General features: G+C 67.4%; 22 protein-coding genes. 10 read left to right on the forward strand and 12 right to left on the reverse strand.

What is annotated here, in order from left to right:
* The first annotated feature begins 50 nt into the window (after positions 1-50).
* From F6J85_RS07965 to F6J85_RS07975, 3 genes are all read left to right on the forward strand, one after another.
* The gene (locus tag F6J85_RS07965) at positions 51-392 is read left to right on the forward strand and encodes a hypothetical protein (RefSeq protein ID WP_150924541.1); all 342 of its coding nucleotides are present in this window, start codon (positions 51-53) and stop codon (positions 390-392) included.
* Positions 389-814 carry a MerR family transcriptional regulator gene (locus F6J85_RS07970; RefSeq protein WP_150924542.1) on the forward strand — a complete coding sequence of 142 codons (426 nt, stop codon included), beginning with the start codon at positions 389-391 and terminating at the stop codon, positions 812-814. The genes F6J85_RS07965 and F6J85_RS07970 overlap by 4 nt, the downstream gene beginning before the upstream one ends.
* Positions 815-1,117: 303 nt before the next feature.
* Entirely contained in the window at positions 1,118-1,498 is a 381-nt protein-coding gene (locus F6J85_RS07975; protein ID WP_150924543.1) for a hypothetical protein, read from the forward strand.
* A 110-nt stretch (positions 1,499-1,608) separates the two neighbouring features.
* Here F6J85_RS07975 and F6J85_RS07980 read toward each other — a convergent pair whose 3' ends face one another.
* Positions 1,609-1,851, reverse strand: coding sequence for a hypothetical protein (locus F6J85_RS07980; RefSeq protein ID WP_150924544.1), 243 nt, complete (start codon positions 1,849-1,851; stop codon positions 1,609-1,611).
* Positions 1,848-2,372 carry a helix-turn-helix domain-containing protein gene (locus F6J85_RS07985; RefSeq protein WP_150921188.1) on the reverse strand — a complete coding sequence of 175 codons (525 nt, stop codon included), beginning with the start codon at positions 2,370-2,372 and terminating at the stop codon, positions 1,848-1,850. Before F6J85_RS07985 ends, F6J85_RS07980 begins: the two co-directional genes overlap by 4 nt.
* 168 nt (positions 2,373-2,540) lie before the next feature.
* On the opposite strand from F6J85_RS07985, the gene arfB reads away from it, so the two are divergent.
* Together arfB and F6J85_RS07995 are read left to right on the forward strand one after the other, a co-directional pair.
* Positions 2,541-2,978 (forward strand): alternative ribosome rescue aminoacyl-tRNA hydrolase ArfB, encoded by a 438-nt coding sequence (gene arfB, locus F6J85_RS07990; RefSeq protein WP_150924545.1) that lies wholly within the window; start codon positions 2,541-2,543, stop codon positions 2,976-2,978.
* A gap of 53 nt (positions 2,979-3,031) precedes the next feature.
* A complete protein-coding gene (locus F6J85_RS07995) occupies positions 3,032-3,472 on the forward strand; it encodes a VOC family protein (RefSeq protein WP_150924546.1) in 441 nt (146 codons plus the stop codon).
* Positions 3,473-3,482: 10 nt separating this feature from the next.
* Here the strand turns inward: F6J85_RS07995 and F6J85_RS08000 are convergent, their stop codons facing one another.
* Positions 3,483-3,947 (reverse strand): pyridoxamine 5'-phosphate oxidase family protein, encoded by a 465-nt coding sequence (locus tag F6J85_RS08000; protein WP_150924547.1) that lies wholly within the window; start codon positions 3,945-3,947, stop codon positions 3,483-3,485.
* 66 nt (positions 3,948-4,013) lie between these two features.
* Between F6J85_RS08000 and F6J85_RS08005 the strand changes: the two genes are divergently transcribed.
* Positions 4,014-4,484: an NUDIX domain-containing protein gene (locus F6J85_RS08005; protein WP_150924548.1), complete on the forward strand. Its 471-nt coding sequence runs from the start codon at positions 4,014-4,016 to the stop codon at positions 4,482-4,484.
* A gap of 63 nt (positions 4,485-4,547) precedes the next feature.
* Here F6J85_RS08005 and F6J85_RS08010 read toward each other — a convergent pair whose 3' ends face one another.
* Complete coding sequence (locus tag F6J85_RS08010) at positions 4,548-4,976, reverse strand: hypothetical protein (RefSeq protein ID WP_150924549.1); 429 nt, start codon at positions 4,974-4,976, stop codon at positions 4,548-4,550.
* A 114-nt stretch (positions 4,977-5,090) separates the two neighbouring features.
* Here F6J85_RS08010 and F6J85_RS08015 point away from each other — a divergent pair, with 114 nt between their 5' ends.
* Together F6J85_RS08015 and F6J85_RS08020 are read left to right on the forward strand one after the other, a co-directional pair.
* On the forward strand, positions 5,091-5,459 hold the full coding sequence (locus F6J85_RS08015) for a hypothetical protein (protein WP_150924550.1): 369 nt from the start codon (positions 5,091-5,093) through the stop codon (positions 5,457-5,459).
* Positions 5,456-6,085 (forward strand): ABC transporter ATP-binding protein, encoded by a 630-nt coding sequence (locus tag F6J85_RS08020; protein ID WP_238707097.1) that lies wholly within the window; start codon positions 5,456-5,458, stop codon positions 6,083-6,085. Before F6J85_RS08015 ends, F6J85_RS08020 begins: the two co-directional genes overlap by 4 nt.
* Before the next feature lie 67 nt (positions 6,086-6,152).
* On the opposite strand, the gene F6J85_RS17970 is transcribed toward F6J85_RS08020, so the two are convergent.
* Positions 6,153-6,302, reverse strand: a complete 150-nt coding sequence (locus F6J85_RS17970; protein WP_238707098.1) for a hypothetical protein — start codon at positions 6,300-6,302, stop codon at positions 6,153-6,155.
* A 58-nt stretch (positions 6,303-6,360) separates the two neighbouring features.
* On the opposite strand from F6J85_RS17970, the gene F6J85_RS08025 reads away from it, so the two are divergent.
* Together F6J85_RS08025 and F6J85_RS08030 are read left to right on the forward strand one after the other, a co-directional pair.
* Positions 6,361-7,572, forward strand: coding sequence for a hypothetical protein (locus tag F6J85_RS08025; protein ID WP_238707099.1), 1,212 nt, complete (start codon positions 6,361-6,363; stop codon positions 7,570-7,572).
* A 130-nt stretch (positions 7,573-7,702) separates the two neighbouring features.
* Positions 7,703-8,185, forward strand: coding sequence for a hypothetical protein (locus F6J85_RS08030; protein ID WP_150924552.1), 483 nt, complete (start codon positions 7,703-7,705; stop codon positions 8,183-8,185).
* A gap of 40 nt (positions 8,186-8,225) precedes the next feature.
* Here the strand turns inward: F6J85_RS08030 and F6J85_RS08035 are convergent, their stop codons facing one another.
* From F6J85_RS08035 to F6J85_RS08065, 7 genes are all read right to left on the reverse strand, one after another.
* Positions 8,226-9,026, reverse strand: coding sequence for a DeoR/GlpR family DNA-binding transcription regulator (locus tag F6J85_RS08035; RefSeq protein WP_191906789.1), 801 nt, complete (start codon positions 9,024-9,026; stop codon positions 8,226-8,228).
* A complete protein-coding gene (locus tag F6J85_RS08040) occupies positions 9,026-10,132 on the reverse strand; it encodes a galactitol-1-phosphate 5-dehydrogenase (RefSeq protein WP_150924553.1) in 1,107 nt (368 codons plus the stop codon). Before F6J85_RS08040 ends, F6J85_RS08035 begins: the two co-directional genes overlap by 1 nt.
* Positions 10,129-10,863 carry a glycerophosphodiester phosphodiesterase gene (locus tag F6J85_RS08045; RefSeq protein ID WP_150922107.1) on the reverse strand — a complete coding sequence of 245 codons (735 nt, stop codon included), beginning with the start codon at positions 10,861-10,863 and terminating at the stop codon, positions 10,129-10,131. Before F6J85_RS08045 ends, F6J85_RS08040 begins: the two co-directional genes overlap by 4 nt.
* Positions 10,864-10,937: 74 nt before the next feature.
* Entirely contained in the window at positions 10,938-12,239 is a 1,302-nt protein-coding gene (locus F6J85_RS08050; RefSeq protein ID WP_150924555.1) for an ABC transporter substrate-binding protein, read from the reverse strand.
* Between the two features lie 38 nt (positions 12,240-12,277).
* A complete protein-coding gene (locus F6J85_RS08055; RefSeq protein ID WP_150924556.1) occupies positions 12,278-13,186 on the reverse strand; it encodes a carbohydrate ABC transporter permease in 909 nt (302 codons plus the stop codon).
* A complete protein-coding gene (locus tag F6J85_RS08060; RefSeq protein WP_150921366.1) occupies positions 13,183-14,061 on the reverse strand; it encodes a carbohydrate ABC transporter permease in 879 nt (292 codons plus the stop codon). The genes F6J85_RS08055 and F6J85_RS08060 overlap by 4 nt, the downstream gene beginning before the upstream one ends.
* The gene (locus tag F6J85_RS08065) at positions 14,054-15,082 is read right to left on the reverse strand and encodes an ABC transporter ATP-binding protein (protein WP_150924557.1); all 1,029 of its coding nucleotides are present in this window, start codon (positions 15,080-15,082) and stop codon (positions 14,054-14,056) included. Before F6J85_RS08065 ends, F6J85_RS08060 begins: the two co-directional genes overlap by 8 nt.
* Between the last annotated feature and the right edge of the window lie 105 nt (positions 15,083-15,187).

Here is a 15,187-nt window from a genome sequence, read left to right on the forward strand (position 1 = left end):
GAACGGATCTGTTTGCATCTCGTACCCAGGTCCGGGTTTAGCGTTGCTCCATGACGGACTCACAAGCGACATGGGCGCCGGAATCGTGCGCACTGCCCACCGCCGAACGCCCGCTCCGGGAGCAGGAATTCGCTGGCCTGTTCCGTGACGAGCTCGTCTCCGCTGCGCTGACGGCGGCGGGTCAGGCAGATCTGCTGCTGAACCGGGGTTCGCGGGAACGCGCGGAGGAGCTCATCGCGCGGGAGACTCACTGCTGCTCCTTCTTCGGTTTCACGCTCACGGATGAGGCGGATGCCCTCCGAGTCGCGATCCGCGTCCCGGAGCCCTACGCCGACGTGCTCGCGGCGCTCGTGGACGGGACGGAGCAGGCCGCCGGCCTGCGACGCTCATGACGGCGCTCCGAGCCGGGGAGCTGGCTTCGCGCGCGGGAGTCAATCCGGAGACCATCCGCTACTACGAGCGGCGCGGATTGCTGGGGGATCCGGAACGCACGCTCGGCGGTCACCGCATCTACGACGAGGACGCCGTCACGCTCCTGCGTGTGATCAAAGCCGCGCAGGCGCTCGGGTTCACCCTCGCAGAGGTGGAAGAACTCGTCGAGACGGGCTCCCACGCGCACCGGCGCCGTCCGAGACTGGCAGAGAGCGCCCGGGCGAAGCTCGCCGATGTGGAGGCCAAGATGCGTGCGCTCGACCAGATGGCCGGCACGCTGCGTGAGGTCATCGCGAATGACTGCGGCGACTTGGCGCAATGCGCTCTCGAAGACAACTGCCCGATCCCGTTCGCCGGGATCACCACCTCGACCGGACGCTGACGTCAACGGCGTACAGTCCTACTGCCGTGTCCCGATGCGGATCAGGTTGCCGTTGTCGTCGACCAGCGCGTCGGGACGGACGACGCCGAACCAGTCGCGGAAGAGAGCGTCCACCCCTCTGCCGTTTCGGCTGCGAGTGAGCAGGGCGGGCTGTACCCGTGCCGAGGCCGCCCGAACTCCTCAAACTCGTGCCGCCCGTGCCGGTTCTGGGGCTGGATCGGCGCCGGGCGCCGCGTATTTGAGGAGTTCGGTCGCGGCATGGGGGCTCCCGTTCGCGAGGGCCGGGTGGATAGGGTCGCAAGCATGACGACGCCCTCCACGACGCAAGACGGTCCCGCGGCGAAGCGCCGCCCCCGCATCAGTCGCGGCACGGTGCTGGTCCTCGGCGTCGTCGTGATCCCCGTCGCGCTGGGTGCAGCCCTACACGGCTACGGCCCGCTCACCGAGGACACAGCCATCCGGATGGCATTCACCGCAGTGGCAGGAAAGACGATCACCATCCTCAGCGCGATCACGGCCGTCGTCCTGACCATCAAGCGGGGATACGCGTTGCCCGCCATCCTCGGCATGCTGCTCATCGCCGCGCTGATCGCCGCGTGGGCGATCGGTGGCATGGCCTCCACCGGCGAGCTCCTCCTCGAGCGTCTCGACCGTATCGCCGTGGTCGATCAGCTGAACCGATGATCGTCCGAGGCGATGCGGCGGTTCATCGTCGGTGCGACGGATACCAGGAGATCAGCCAGGCGCCCGCCGCAAGCACGACGCTCACAAGCTCTACCGTGGCGGCTCCCCCGTCAGGCTGACCGCGGCCGACCGAGCTGGGCGTGAAGCTCGGCTTCTTCGGCCAGGCGCCGACACCGCTCGCGCTGATCGGGCTCGCCGCTTACATCGTCGCGGGAGGCGAGCTCCCACGTGGCGTCGTCGTACGTGCCCTCCAGCAACGCCAGGACGTCCCGGTAGACGGCGGCGAATGCGTCGGGCGGTCCGAACACGTGAAGCGTCAACTCCCCCAGCGTGAATCCATCGGTGCCCGTCATCGTGCCTCCTCGGTGGCTTCGACGTCGGATGGTCGCGGCGGGGTGGGCTGCGCTCGCCGCTGCCGCTTGCTCCGAGCCAACGGGAACCGCGCCTCGAGGCGCGGCTCGAGGTAGATCCTGCGGATGGCGAGGAGGATCAGATATCCGCCGGACCAGTATGCGAGGAACAGCACGAGGCCGTACGGCCCGAGCGTGAAGGCCAGCAGGCTCAGGACGATGCCCACTCCGACGTACAGCCACCGCCAGGCCGCCGCGATGCGGTCGCGCCCCGCCTGTTGCTCCTCGGCGCGGGCTTCGAGCGATTCCACACGGCTGCTCAGGTGCGCATCGTCGATCACGGCGAACAGGTCCCGCACCTCGACCCGGAGCGCACCTGCCACCAGCGACAGCGTCTCCAAACTGGCGTCCTGCCCGGCTTCCAGCCGTTGGATGGTCCGGAGCCCGACACCGCTCTCCGCGGCGAGCCGTTCCTGAGTCCAGCCGCGCTGCTGCCTGAGATCCACGATCCGTGTCACGTTCATAGATCCCATGCTCGCCTCGCCTCTCCATCATCACCACGCCACCGAGCCGTCAGGTGCCCGCCGGCGACCCGCCACCCCATTCCATCGCAATGACGCCACTGTGCGACGCGATCGTTCCACGACGCTCCGGCGATGGGCGCGACTGGAGCGGAGGAGGATGATGGATGCATGCCCGCCGCCCACCGTCCCGGCCTTCCCGTGGGCAGGGGCATCACGATCCCGGAGTCCGAGCTGTCGTGGCGGTTCTCGCGTTCCTCCGGCCCGGGCGGGCAGGGGGTGAACACCGCCGACTCCCGCGTCGAACTCGTGTGGGATGCGGCACGCTCAGCCGTCCTCTCCCCGTCCCAGCGCGAGCGCATCCTCGAGCGTCTGAGCGGCCGCCTGGTCGACGGGGTGCTCACGATCACCGCATCCGAGCACCGCGCACAGCTGCGCAACCGTGATGCGGCACGCGCGCGGCTGGCCGCAGTCGTGGCGGACGCGCTGCGCCCGCCGTCGCCGTCGCGGCGACCGACCGCTCCCAGCCGTGGCTCGAAGAAGCGGCGGCTGGACGCGAAGAAGAGACGCACCGATGTCAAGCGTCTGCGCAGGCCGCCCCACGAGTGATGGCGCGCAGGCGACCAGACCGCGAGAATCACAGCCATGCGAATGGAGAACCGATGACCGTCAGGCTCGACAACGTCGGGATCGCCGTCCGCGACATCGAGGCGGCGATCGCCTTCTTCACCGACCTGGGGCTCAACGTCCTCGGCCGCGACACCGTCAGCGGGGAGTGGGCCGATACCGCAGTCGGCCTGGACGGGAACCACGTCAAGATCGCGATGCTTCAGACGCCGGACGGGCATGGGCGCCTGGAACTGTTCGAGTACATCCACCCCGAAGCGATCGAGATGTCACCGACGCTTCCGAACGAGATCGGGATGCACCGGGTCGCATTCGCCGTCGACGACCTCGACGACGCTCTCAGGACCGCGGCGAAGCACGGGTATCACCCGCTTCGCGGCGTCGGCACCTACGAGGACACCTACCGGCTCACGTACCTTCGCGGTCCGAGCGGGATCATCGTGATGCTGGCTCAGGAACTTCATCCCGCACCCTGAGCGCAGCGCTTCACGTGACCTCGACCCGTTCGTCGTGGTCGTCGAGGACGAACGCTTCCCGGGCGACGGCACGGTAGAGGCGGTGCGGTGCCGGGTCGCGGAGGTTCGCCGGATCCCACTCCCCCAGTCCCTGCTTCCTCGACTTCGCGTTGTACACCACCAGGGCGTCCTGGAGATCGCGCTCATCGACCAGCGCGGCGTCGGCGGAGACGTACAGGGCGCTCCCCTCCCCGGGCGCCTTGGCGGAGTCGAAGATCACCAGTGACACGCCCGGGTTCGCCGAGATGTTCCGCGAGTGCCGCGCCGCGGGCTTGGACGCCCAGACGAACATCTCGAGCTCCCGGTGGGCGAACCACACCGGTGTCGCCCACGGCACGCCCGCGAGGTCGGCCGTGGCGAGAGTCAGGTAGGAGTTGTCCGCGATGAGAGCGCGGGCCAGCCCACGGGGATCCTGGGCGGCGTCTTCGGGCCTCATCTCCCCAAGGTGGCACGCCGGGCGATGAGGGGCCACCCTGTGCAGCGTGCTGCATAGACTCGCCGCATGTCGAGCGGGCCGAACGCGTCCAAGTCCGACTACGTCGCGTCGATCCGAGCTCGGATCGGGCACGACCTGCTGCTTCTCCCGGGCGTCACCGCGGTCATCCGCGATCGTGAGCGATTCCTGCTCGCTCGGCACGCGCACTCAGGCCTGTGGAGCCTCATCGGCGGTGCCGTGGAACCGGGCGAGGAGCCGAAGGATGCGGTCATCCGCGAGGTGCGCGAGGAGACCGGCGCCTCGATCGCGGTCGCCGGCATCATCGGGGCCTACGGTGGTCAGCCGATGATGGTCGACTATCCCAATGGCGATCGTGTGGCGTACGTCACGACCGCCTTCGAGTGTCACCTGCTGAGCGCCGCTGCGCCCGACATGGACGAGATTCTCGAGCTCGGCTGGTTCCCGCGGGACCGTATCGCGGAGCTGCCGCGGCGGCACTGGATCGATCGCGTCCTCGCCGACGCGGCGATGGCGTAGAGCACCGCTTGACCTGCGCGAGCGGCGCTCATCGGCGTGCACTCCTCGCCTGGCGGCTCCGCGTCAGCGTGATGTGGAACGCTGCTGCGGGGCGCGGCGACGCGCTGCGAGGGTCGCGAGCCCGGCAGCGACACCCTCCTCCACCACCGGCCACTGCGGCTTGGCCATGCCGGTGAAGCCCTCGAACAGCACGTAGCCGAGCACGGCTGAGGCGGCCAGGAGTGCGATGCCACCCCACGCCATCCACGTGCCGGCCGGCGACGTCATTCCCACGGCGATGGCCAGCGCGATCACACCGGCCAGCGCAGCGGCACCCACGGCGTACCACCAGCGGCGGCTCAGGCGGCGCGGCTGCATCCACTTCCGGACGGCGGGGTTCAGCACCGCGATCAGCTTCCGGCGGGCGGTGTCGTCGTCCATCTCCGCGTCGGCGAACGACGCGGCAGTCGCCCGCCCCAATTCCTGCGCCTTCTGGCGGACGTCGTTCTTCATGGCGCCTTCACGTTAGCAACTGCGGCCGGGTCGGCGGGTACGGCTCCGCCGGCGCATCCGACATGAGGACCCTCGAACCCCAGCCGTGCGGGCGGGGATCGCTACCCTTGTGACGTGGAAGCCGATTGGATCGAACACCGGCGCTCGGGCGACGGGGAACGTCTGGGGTGGATGAAGCCCGTGGGCGAGGGATTCGTCGCCATCGATCTGCTGGGGCGTCTGCGGACGGACGTCGTGGAGTGGATGGTTGCGGAGCAGGTCCTCGACGACCTCGGACTCGGATACCTCGCCGACCCGCATGAGTTGCGGTTGGACGACGGTTCCTGGCTGCGGGTGCGGATCGCAGAGGTGTCTCCTGTCGCGATCCGCGTGAAGAAGGATGACTGGGGCGATATGAACGCACCCCAGATCTACTACGCGGTGACATTCCCGGTGACCGAGGAGCTCCTCCGCCCGCTGTCTCGCCGAGAGGGGCCCGCGTGATCGATCTGAACGAGGTGACCGTCTCCGTTGGAGATGTGATGCTGCTGGCACCGGTGTCCGCCTCGGTCGGGTCGGGCGATGTCCTCGTCGTTCGTGGGCGCAACGGCGCCGGCAAGTCCACGTTGCTGCGGGCGATGGCGGGCGTCCGGACGCCTACGAGCGGAACGATTCGTATCGGCGATGAAATCGTGACCGAGCGCGACCGCCGATTCCGGCGACGGGTCGCCGCCATGATCGGGCTCCCCCCGATCGCCCCGGATCTGACCGTCGCGGATCACGTGCTCTTGGTGGCGTCGACGTGGCTGGATGATCCGCTCGCGGCGACCGAGCTCGCGCGTGGGGTGCTCGGCGAGCTGGGGCTCACGCCTTTGGCGGCGCGCTTTCCCCACGAGTTGTCCTCTGGGCAGACGCAATTGTTCGCACTCGGGCTCGTGCTGGCCAGGCCGTTCGACGTCCTGATCATCGATGAGCCTGAGCAGCGGCTTGACCCCGAACACATCGATATGGTGATCGACGCGCTGCGCGTCCGGCGCGACAACGGTGCGACCCTCGTGCTTGCGACGCATGATCCGCGGCTGGCCGAGGCGCTCGCAGACCACACGCTCTGGCTGGGCGAAGCGGCATGACCAGTCGCGTCTCTGCGCCACTTCGTCTCTGGCGTTCACGCAATACCCGAACACGAGGTGATCACGCCTACCTCGCATACATGATCTTGATGATGACGCTGGTCACCATCGCTCCCATCGTGCGCGCGATCTCAGTGAGCATGACCAGCGCGGAAGGAGTCGCGCTCCTCACATCGCCTGAGGCGCCGAGCGTCACGATGCTCGCAGTCTCGGGCATGTGGGCGTTCTCGCTGTTGCTGGGCAGAGTCCGCGGTCCTGCGCTGAGGTCTCCGTTCGTGACCCATGCGCTGGCCTCGAGCGACGTCCCCCGAGCGACCTCCTTCCGTGGACCGCTCCTCGGATCGGGGACGATGGTGGTCGCGCTCACCACTGCCGTAGGCGTCCTCATCGGCGCGAGCCTGGTCTCCACCGGACACAGCACACCCAGCGACGCCGGGCTGTTCGTCCTCGCAAGCACCTGCGTCGGCGTCATCTCCTCCATCGCCTGGCTGGCCGGTCAGGCGATGCCGCGCGCTGCAGCGCTCATTTCCCCCGTCGTCTTCGCGCTGGGCGCGGTCACCAGCACTGTCCCGGAGATGCAGCCCTTCACCCCATGGGGATGGGTCGGCCTCGCCTACCCGGTCGCCGCGGCGACGGGAACGCTCGCGCCTATCCTCGCCGTGACCGCGACTGCCGCCGCCGCCGCGCCGGCTCTGATGAGCAGGCTCAGCATCACGCTGCTGGCTGCACAAGCGGCGCGATGGGCGGCCGCCACCTCATACGCGACCGGCATGGAACTGGCTGCAGCCGCAACCGTCTACCAGGCGGCACCGAAGGTCGGACGCCACCTGCGTGCCGTCAGACCCGCCCTTCCAAGCCCAGTCGTGTTCCTTCTCCGCGACGCCGTGGGCGCCGCACGCACACCGGTGAGGCTCGCTGCGGCTGCTCTCGCCCTCGCTGCGGCAGCGGCGCTCTTCACGCTCTCGCTCGTCCCGGAGTGGCCCGATTGGGCACTCGGCGCGGTTGCTGGCGTCATCCTGTTCGCCGGGCTTGGTCCGTTCACCGACGGCATCCGGCACGCCGCAAGTGTCGCGTCGGACCTTCCCCTCTACGGAATCAGCGACGCACGGCTCCTCACCTACCACACGCTCTTCCCGGTCTTCGCGACGATCGCCACGTTGGTCGTCACCACCGCGGCCTGCGCGCTCCTCATCGGACACGCCATCCCGGCGATCCTCGGTTCTCTCGCCCTCGGGATCCTCGCGGTCATCGCGCGCATCGGGAACGCGCTGAAGGGGCCACTCCCACCCGCACTGCTCAGCCCGATCCCCACACCCATGGGCGACCTGGGCGCCGCCGCGCGCCTCACGTGGGCGATGGACGGCGTCCTCCTCACCGCGTTGGCCGGCGCATCCGCCGCGCTCGTCCTCCAGTCACCCGTTCTCCTGCTCGCCGTCGGCATCGCCCTCACCTCCCTCACGATCCGCCGCTGGCGCCACCGGGCGTGAACGAGCCCCTTACCTCGACTCAGGAGGGAGGTTCTCCTCACCCCACCGATGTGCATCGCACGCACGACCAATGCCAGGATGAGCGGATATGTCCGCGTTGATCGCGGGCGCCACCTGCCGAAAGGGAGTCATGAGCCGCACCGCCGCCGGCCGCCGTCTGTCGCTGGTCCTCGTGGCGGTGGTCGCGACCGTGCCCCTGCTCACCGGATGCGTCGTCGTGCGCGAGGAGTGGAACGCCCTGCAGCGCGAGCGCAGCGGGACACCGGCCCCCGGCGTCGTCAAGCCGGCGATCCTCGCGGCCGATCCGCGGGTGGATGAGGTGCTGACGCTGCAGGTCGGCCCCTCCGGTTTCGCGCGGATCATGACCGTCGTCATCTCCGTCAGGGGCGATGAGCCGGTCGAGACCAGCACGGCCCTGGCGGTGCTGACCGCGGCGGCCAGCACCGCTCAGTCGGAGATCCACTACCTGGAACTGATGGTGCGACCGGCCTCAGACACGTCTCAGGTGCTGAACCTGGAGGATGCCGCGGCGGGGCTCCCGTCCGACGTGACCTGGAGATGGCAGGACTCGGCGATCGTCGTCACGAACCCCGACGTGCTGGACGAGCGCTGAGGCACGGCGGACGCGACGCCGTGTCGGCTGCCGACGCGGCCTACGCCCGGCGGTCGGACGGCTCGACCACGCGGACCTCTACGCCGGCGGAGCGCAGGCGTTCCACCTCGTCGGTCGGGGCCTTCGCATCCGTGATGATCATGTGCACGCGTTCGGCGGGCGCGATCCGGTAGAACCCCACGTGGGCGAACTTGGTGTGATCGGCGAGGAGGACCACTCGCCGGGCGCTGTTCATCATCGCCCGCACGACGCGGGCCTCCTCCATGTTCGGCGTCGTCAGGCCGCGCTCCAGGCTCACCCCGTTGGTGCCGATGAAGGCGAAATCGCACATCACTCCATCCAGCGCCCGCTCGGCCACCTCCCCCACCAGCCCGTAGGTGTGCGGGCGGATCGTGCCGCCGGTGAGGAAGACCTCCGCCTCGTGCGGCATGAAGGTCGTGGCGATGTTCACGGCGTTGGTCACCACCGTCAGACCCGCCCGATCCAGCAGGTGGAGCGCGAGGCGTCCGACGCTCGTCCCGGTGGCCAGGGCCACCGTGACAGCATCGCCGACCAGACTCGCTGCCTCCAGTGCGATGGCATTCTTCTCGTCGGCGAACTGATCGTCCTTCTCCACGAAGGAAGGCTCCACCAGCAGGCCCGCGCTCAGCACGGCGCCGCCATGGCTGCGGACGACGAGGCGGTCCTGTTCGAGCTTCTCCAGGTCCTTGCGGACGGTGACTTCGGACACGCCCAGTTCGTCGGAGAGGAAGGAGACCTCGACGCTCTTGTGCTCACGCAGGAAGTCGAGGATGTACTGGCGCCGCTCGATCGCCAGCAGGCGCCTTCCACCCTCGCGCATCATCGCCCCTCAGTCCCCATCGAACGCAAGTACTCGTTGTTGTATAGCAGGACTTTGCCGCGCACGGCGTTTCCCGAGCGGTAGAGGTCGAAGGCCCCGTTCGCGTCGTCGAGGGCGAATCGGGCGGCGACCAGCGAGTCGCAGGTCAGTCGTCCGGTCTCGAACGCGCGCACGGAGGAGGTCCACTCCTCCCCCGGGAAGGGGCTGCTGTAGGACATCCAGGAGCCGACGAATGTCGCCTCCTTCCGTTGCAGCAGCTCGAACACATGCGGCTCGAACTCGACGGGTCGCGTCGGGCTGCCGACGGAGACGATGGTCCCCTTGCTCGCCACCAGCTGGAGCGCACTCGTGAGCGCAGGCGACACGCCCGACGATTCGATGACGAGGTCGAAGCCGCGGCCGCCGGTCTGCTCGCGCCAGTCGTCCTGCTGCAGATCGGTGCGCTGGACCAGGTCGGCCCCGAGAGCGGTCGCCGTCGCCAGACGCGCTTCGTCGATGTCGAAAACCGTGACCTGGTCGGCGCCCAGGAGCCTGGCCCACTGCGTGGCGAAGACGCCGATGTTGCCGGCGCCGATGACGGCCACACGGCCACCGCCGTCGTACCCCGCGAGGCGGAAGGCATGCAGCGCGACCGAGGAAGGCTCGATCATCGCGCCGGCCTCGAAGGTCATCGCGTCGGCGAGGCGGAGGAGGTTCCGTTCGGGCACGACGACGTACTCCGCCCATGCGCCGTCCACCCGCGAGCCGAGGAACGAATAGTTGCGGCACTGGCTGTAGTGGCCGGATGCGCAGTCCTGGCACTCGTCGCACGGCAGCAGAGGCACCCCGGCCACGCGGGTGCCGAGAGCGATCTCGGTCCCCTGCCCCGCTTCGGCCACCACACCGGAGAACTCGTGACCGAGGATCAGCGGGTATCGCCGCGCCCCCGAGCCCAAGACGCGCGGCAGGTCGGATCCGCAGATGCCGCTCACCATCACCTGGACCAGCGCCTCCCCGGGCCCCGGCGTCGGTCGTTCGACGTCGCGGACTTCCAGTACGCCTGGACCCTGCAGGACGGCGGCGCGCATCAGGAGGCCGGTGTCCGTCGGCGATGCCGGTGCGCTCACTTGCCGGCGTCCTGATGCAGTTCGGGGTGGGCGAGATAGAAGTCGGCCCACCGCTCGAGCTCGTTCGTCGTGATGAGGGTGTGTGGGTACTTCTCGGCGATCAGCTGCATGTCGGCCAGGGAGTCCACCACCCACGGGCCCACGATGTAACCGCGCTCGGTGATCATCCGGTCGTACCGCGCAGTCAGCATCTTCACCGGCACCCCGAGCAGATCGCAGCGCATCTCCGCCATGAAGTCGAACACGTAGGGCATGGCGCAACTGCTGGTCAGGCCCAGCGGGATGTCGGCATCCAGCGTGCGCAGGCGCTCGATGCAGAAGTGATCGAAGCTGATGATGATGCAGTCGTCGCCGATGCCGCTCTGGCGGATCAGGTCGAGGGACTTCTCCTCCAGGCCGGGATACAGGTCACCGGCCTGCTTGAGCTCGACCATCGGGGTGATCTTGCCCTTGACGATGTCGAGGGCTTCCTCGAGCGTCGCGATCCGCTCGCCGCCGGCGATCTCGAAGGACTGCAGCTCGGCGAGGGTGAAGTCGCGCACCGCACCGGACGCGTCGGTGATCCGGTCGACGTTGTAGTCGTGCATCAGGACGGGGACGCCGTCCTTGCTCAGCTGGACGTCGAACTCGACGTGGCTGTAGTTCAGATCGACGGCCGCCTTCAGCGCGGTCACGGTGTTCTCGGGGTACTTCGCGGAGTATCCCCGATGCGCGATTGCTCTGATCTTCACGTTCTCTTCCCTCTTTCGGTCGTTCGGGCGGGCGGGTGATGACCCGCCCGCCCGAACGGTGCGATCAGTCGCTGTCAGTCAGCGAGGATCGCGTTCGCACGCTCGATGAAGGCGTCGAGAGAGGTCTCGATGTCGGCATCGTCGTACATGATGGCCTGGATGGTCTTCAGGAACTCCTGGTCGATCTCCGCGAAGTGCGGGCTGTTGTTGGTGTCGATGGAGTTGGCGAGCTGGTCATAGGCGACCTTGCGCTGCGGCTCCGCTTCGAACAGCTCGACGAATTCCTCGGACTCGGCGATCGCCGGCGTGAACGGCACGTAGCCGGTGTCCTTGATGAAGCGCTGTCCGCCCTCGGGGTCGTTGATCAGCCACTCCAGGAAGGCCCACGCCGGGTCCTGCTTGTCGGAGTCGGCGAGCATCACCAGGTTGGCGCCACCGGTGGGAGCGGCTGCGCGCTCACCCTCGGGCAGGAACGCGGTCTGGTAGTCGAACGTGGCGTTCTGCAGGTAACCGCCGATGCTGCCGCTGGAGTTGACGACCATGGCGACCTGTCCGCCGAGGAACATCTGACCGACGACGTTGCCGGAGTCGGTGGTCGGGGGGTAGTAGAGCGCGCCGCTGTCCTGCATCCGCTTGATGAACTCGAACGCCTCGACGCCCTCTTCGTCGAACCCGATGGCGGTGCCGTCTTCGTTGAAGAAGCTGCCGCCCTGCTGGACGATGAGCGAGATCGGCCACCAGCTCTCGTAGTTCATCGTCAGGCCGTAACGGCTGGTCTCATTGCCGTTCTTCACGACCAGGGCGTTGGCGACCGCCTCGGTCTCCTCCCACGTGGTAGGCACCTCGAGGCCCAGCTCATCCAGGGCGGTCTTGTTCACGTGCAGCATCGGGCTGGAGCGGTTGAACGGGATGGCGTTGAGCTCGCCGTCGAACGTGATGTTGCCCATGAGGCCCTCGACGAAGGAGTCCTCCGACATGTCCGAGGACTCCAGGAACGGGTTCAGGTCGGCGAGGACCTTGGCCTCGGCCAGCAGCGGCACGAAGGCGCGCTCGATCATGGAGATGTCGGGACCGGTGCCCGCGGGGATCGACTGCTGCAGCTTGGTGAGGGTCTCGGGGTACGAGCCCTGGAAGGTGGCGACCACCTCGACCTCGTCCTGCGACGCGTTGAAGGATTCCACGACGGCGTCGATGCTCTCGCCGTTCGTGCCGCTCATCGAGTGCCAGAACTGGATGGTGGTGGTCTCCCCCTCGGGGGCGACACCGCTGTTGCTGTCGGCTGCGGAGTCATCGCCCCCGGAGCATCCGGCCAGCAGGGTGAGCGAGGTGACGGCGGCGATGCCGATGCCTGCGCGCAGGAGTCTTTGGGTTTTCATACGTCCTTCTTCCGTGTGTATGTGATGAGGGGATTGGGTCACTTGATGCCTGAGTACGCGAACGCGCGGATGATGTGCTTGGCGGCGAAGAAGTACACGATCAGGATCGGCACGACGAGCACGACGTTGCCGGCCATGATGATGTTCCACTGGCTGATGCCCTCCGACTCCCGGAGCATCGCGATGCCGATGGGCAGGGGGCGAACGGCGGCGGAGTCGGTCATCACGAGCGGCCAGAAGTAGTCGTTCCAGTGCGAGACGAAGCTGAACAGCACGACCGTGGCCAGCGCCGGGATCGACATCGGCACCATGATCCGCAGCATGATGCGCCACTCGCTGGCGTTGTCGAGGCGGGCGGCCTCGATGATCTCCCGCGGGATCTGCATGAAGTACTGCCGCAGGAGGAAGACGCCGAATGCATTGGTCATCGCCGGGATGATCTGAGGCAGCAGGGTCTGGATGAGCCCCCACTCGGCCATCATCAGGTAGACCGGGATGAAGGTGACCTGGCCGGGGATCATGAAGGCCAGCAGCACCATGCCGAACAGGATGTTCTTGAAGCGGAAGTCGTAGACCGCGAACGCGTACGCCGCCGGGATCATCAGCGCGAGCTGGATCACGAGGATGCTCACCGTCACGATGACCGAGTTGCGGAAGTACGTCAGGAACGGCCCGGAGGTCATCGCCTCCACGTAGTTGCCGAACTGCGGCACTTCGGGGATGAGCGTGATCGGGAACGAGGAGCTCTCCGCGCTGGTCTGCAGCGAGGTCGACAGCATCCACAGGAACGGCGCGATGAATCCCGCCAGGAGGGCCACCTTGAGCACGGCGGCCAGGACCCGGCCGATGCGCTGGGCCCAGGGCCTGCGCGGCGGGATCGAGACCTCGGGCTGCGGTGCGGGAGGGCCTGGTTCGGCCAGGACAGGTGCTGCGAGTCCGACGCTCATTGGTAGTGCACCTTCTTCGAGAGAATGCGGAAGTAGATGATCGTGAACACCGCGACCAGGACCATGAGCACGATGCCCGAGGCGGAGGCGTAGCCGATGTTGCTCGTGCGGTTCTGGAAGATGTAATAGGCCAGCGAGGTCGTCGAGTTGTTCGGTCCGCCGCCGGTCATGATGTTGACGGTGTCGAACACCTTCAGCGCACCGATCGTGGAGATGATCAGCATGAAGAAGAGCTGCGGCGACAGCATGGGCAGCGTGATCTTGAAGAAGACGCGCACCGGCCCGGCGTTGTCCAGCGCGGCCGCCTCGTACAGCGACGCGGGGATGGAGTGCAGCGCGGCCAGCACGATCAGCGTGAAGTAGCCGGTGCTGTGCCACACCGAGACGATGATGATCGAGAGCATCGACGTCTCGGAGCTCTGCAACCACATCGACGTGGGGAGGCCGAGCGCTTTCAGAATCGTGTTGATGAGACCGAAGCTCGGCTCCATCATCAGCAGCCATACCAGCGAGATCGACACGATGGAGATGACGTGGGGGATGAAGATGCCCGCCTGCACGATCGAACCGAGCCTCGTGTGCCGCTTGAGCAGCAGCGCGAACAGCACGGCGAGGGTCAGGGTGATGGATACGGTCCCGAGCGTGTAGACGAGGGTGTTCCGCAGGGCGACGTAGAAGTCGCCCCGCTGGAAGATCTCGACGTAGTTCTCCAGCCCGATGAACTCGCTCATCGCCGGGTTCAGCAGGTTGTAGTCGTTCAGGCTCAGCTGCCCGAGATAGGCGATCGGGTAGAAGACGAACAGGACGATGCCCACGATGACCGGCGCCACCATGGCATAAGGGCGCAGGCGCGGCCAGAGTGTTCCGTTACGCATGTGCCGGCCTCGCCTCCGTGACCGGCGCGTCGATGCGCACACCGTCGGCGCCGAAGCGCACGAGGTGCTCCCCCGCTACAGCGAGGTACACGTCACGATCGACGTCGATTCCGGAGTCGGCCGACTTCACCATGAAGACGTCGTCGCCGCCGCGCACCTGGTACACCGTCTCGGACCCGAGCATTTCGCGGGTCACGATCCGTCCCTCCGCGGTGAACGCGCCGTCCAGCGGTGCGTAGGAGAGCCTCGCGTTCTCGGGGCGGAAGCCCACCCGGATGCCGTCGGCGCCGGCCCGCGTCACGTTCATCGGGGGTATGCCCATGAACTCGGCGGTGAAGACGTTGGCGGGCTGGCGGTACATGACCTCCGGCGGTGCCATCTGCTGGATCTTGCCGCCGTTCATCAGCACGATCGTGTCGGCCATCGACATCGCCTCGCCCTGATCGTGGGTGACGTACACGAACGTGGTGCCGAGCATCTTGTGCAGCTCGATGAGCTCCACGCGCATCTGGAAGCGGAGCTTGGCGTCGAGGTTGGACAGCGGCTCGTCCATCAGGAAGACGCCGGGCTTCTTCACCATCGCGCGGGCCAGCGCCACGCGCTGTCGCTGTCCGCCCGAGAGCGTGCTGGGCTTGCGATCGAGGTAGTCGAACAGCCCGACGGTCTTGCTGATGCTCTCCACCAGCTGCCGGCGGTCGTCGCGGGAGACCTTGTTGTTCTTCAGCCCGAATTCGATGTTCCCGCGCACCGACATGGTCGGGTAGATCGCATAGTTCTGGAACACCATGGCGATGTCGCGATCGCCGGGGCGCGCGTGCGTGACGTCTTTGCCGTCGATGAGCAGCTGACCGTGGGTCTGGGTGTCCAACCCCGCGATCATCCGCAGGAGCGTGGTCTTGCCGCATCCGGAGGGTCCGACCAGGACGGTGAACGAGCCGTCTTCGATCGTCAGGTCGAGATCACCGATGACGGTGTTCTCGCCGAACCGCTTGGTGACGCCTTTGAACTCGATTGATCCCACGCGTTCTTCTCCACTCTGAGTCCTCGCCACCGATGCCCGGAACAGGCGGATGCGCCTGCGTTCGAATCAAAGCAGCGAACTTTCGATTCCGAACGTATTCATCGC

This window comes from Microbacterium lushaniae (assembly GCF_008727775.1).
Classification (GTDB): domain Bacteria; phylum Actinomycetota; class Actinomycetes; order Actinomycetales; family Microbacteriaceae; genus Microbacterium; species Microbacterium lushaniae.

Bases quoted from the DNA above. Each gene is read 5' to 3' on its own strand.
- F6J85_RS07965 (WP_150924541.1), top strand. From the start codon at position 51: ATGACGGACTCACAAGCGACATGGGCGCCGGAATCGTGCGCACTGCCC.
- F6J85_RS07970 (WP_150924542.1), top strand. From the start codon at position 389: ATGACGGCGCTCCGAGCCGGGGAGCTGGCTTCGCGCGCGGGAGTCAAT.
- F6J85_RS07975 (WP_150924543.1), top strand. From the start codon at position 1,118: ATGACGACGCCCTCCACGACGCAAGACGGTCCCGCGGCGAAGCGCCGC.
- F6J85_RS07980 (WP_150924544.1), bottom strand. From the start codon at position 1,851: ATGACGGGCACCGATGGATTCACGCTGGGGGAGTTGACGCTTCACGTG.
- F6J85_RS07985 (WP_150921188.1), bottom strand. From the start codon at position 2,372: ATGAACGTGACACGGATCGTGGATCTCAGGCAGCAGCGCGGCTGGACT.
- arfB (WP_150924545.1), top strand. From the start codon at position 2,541: ATGCCCGCCGCCCACCGTCCCGGCCTTCCCGTGGGCAGGGGCATCACG.
- F6J85_RS07995 (WP_150924546.1), top strand. From the start codon at position 3,032: ATGACCGTCAGGCTCGACAACGTCGGGATCGCCGTCCGCGACATCGAG.
- F6J85_RS08000 (WP_150924547.1), bottom strand. From the start codon at position 3,947: ATGAGGCCCGAAGACGCCGCCCAGGATCCCCGTGGGCTGGCCCGCGCT.
- F6J85_RS08005 (WP_150924548.1), top strand. From the start codon at position 4,014: ATGTCGAGCGGGCCGAACGCGTCCAAGTCCGACTACGTCGCGTCGATC.
- F6J85_RS08010 (WP_150924549.1), bottom strand. From the start codon at position 4,976: ATGAAGAACGACGTCCGCCAGAAGGCGCAGGAATTGGGGCGGGCGACT.
- F6J85_RS17970 (WP_238707098.1), bottom strand. From the start codon at position 6,302: ATGCCCGAGACTGCGAGCATCGTGACGCTCGGCGCCTCAGGCGATGTG.
- F6J85_RS08030 (WP_150924552.1), top strand. From the start codon at position 7,703: ATGAGCCGCACCGCCGCCGGCCGCCGTCTGTCGCTGGTCCTCGTGGCG.
- F6J85_RS08035 (WP_191906789.1), bottom strand. From the start codon at position 9,026: ATGCGCGAGGGTGGAAGGCGCCTGCTGGCGATCGAGCGGCGCCAGTAC.
- F6J85_RS08050 (WP_150924555.1), bottom strand. From the start codon at position 12,239: ATGAAAACCCAAAGACTCCTGCGCGCAGGCATCGGCATCGCCGCCGTC.
- F6J85_RS08055 (WP_150924556.1), bottom strand. From the start codon at position 13,186: ATGAGCGTCGGACTCGCAGCACCTGTCCTGGCCGAACCAGGCCCTCCC.
- F6J85_RS08060 (WP_150921366.1), bottom strand. From the start codon at position 14,061: ATGCGTAACGGAACACTCTGGCCGCGCCTGCGCCCTTATGCCATGGTG.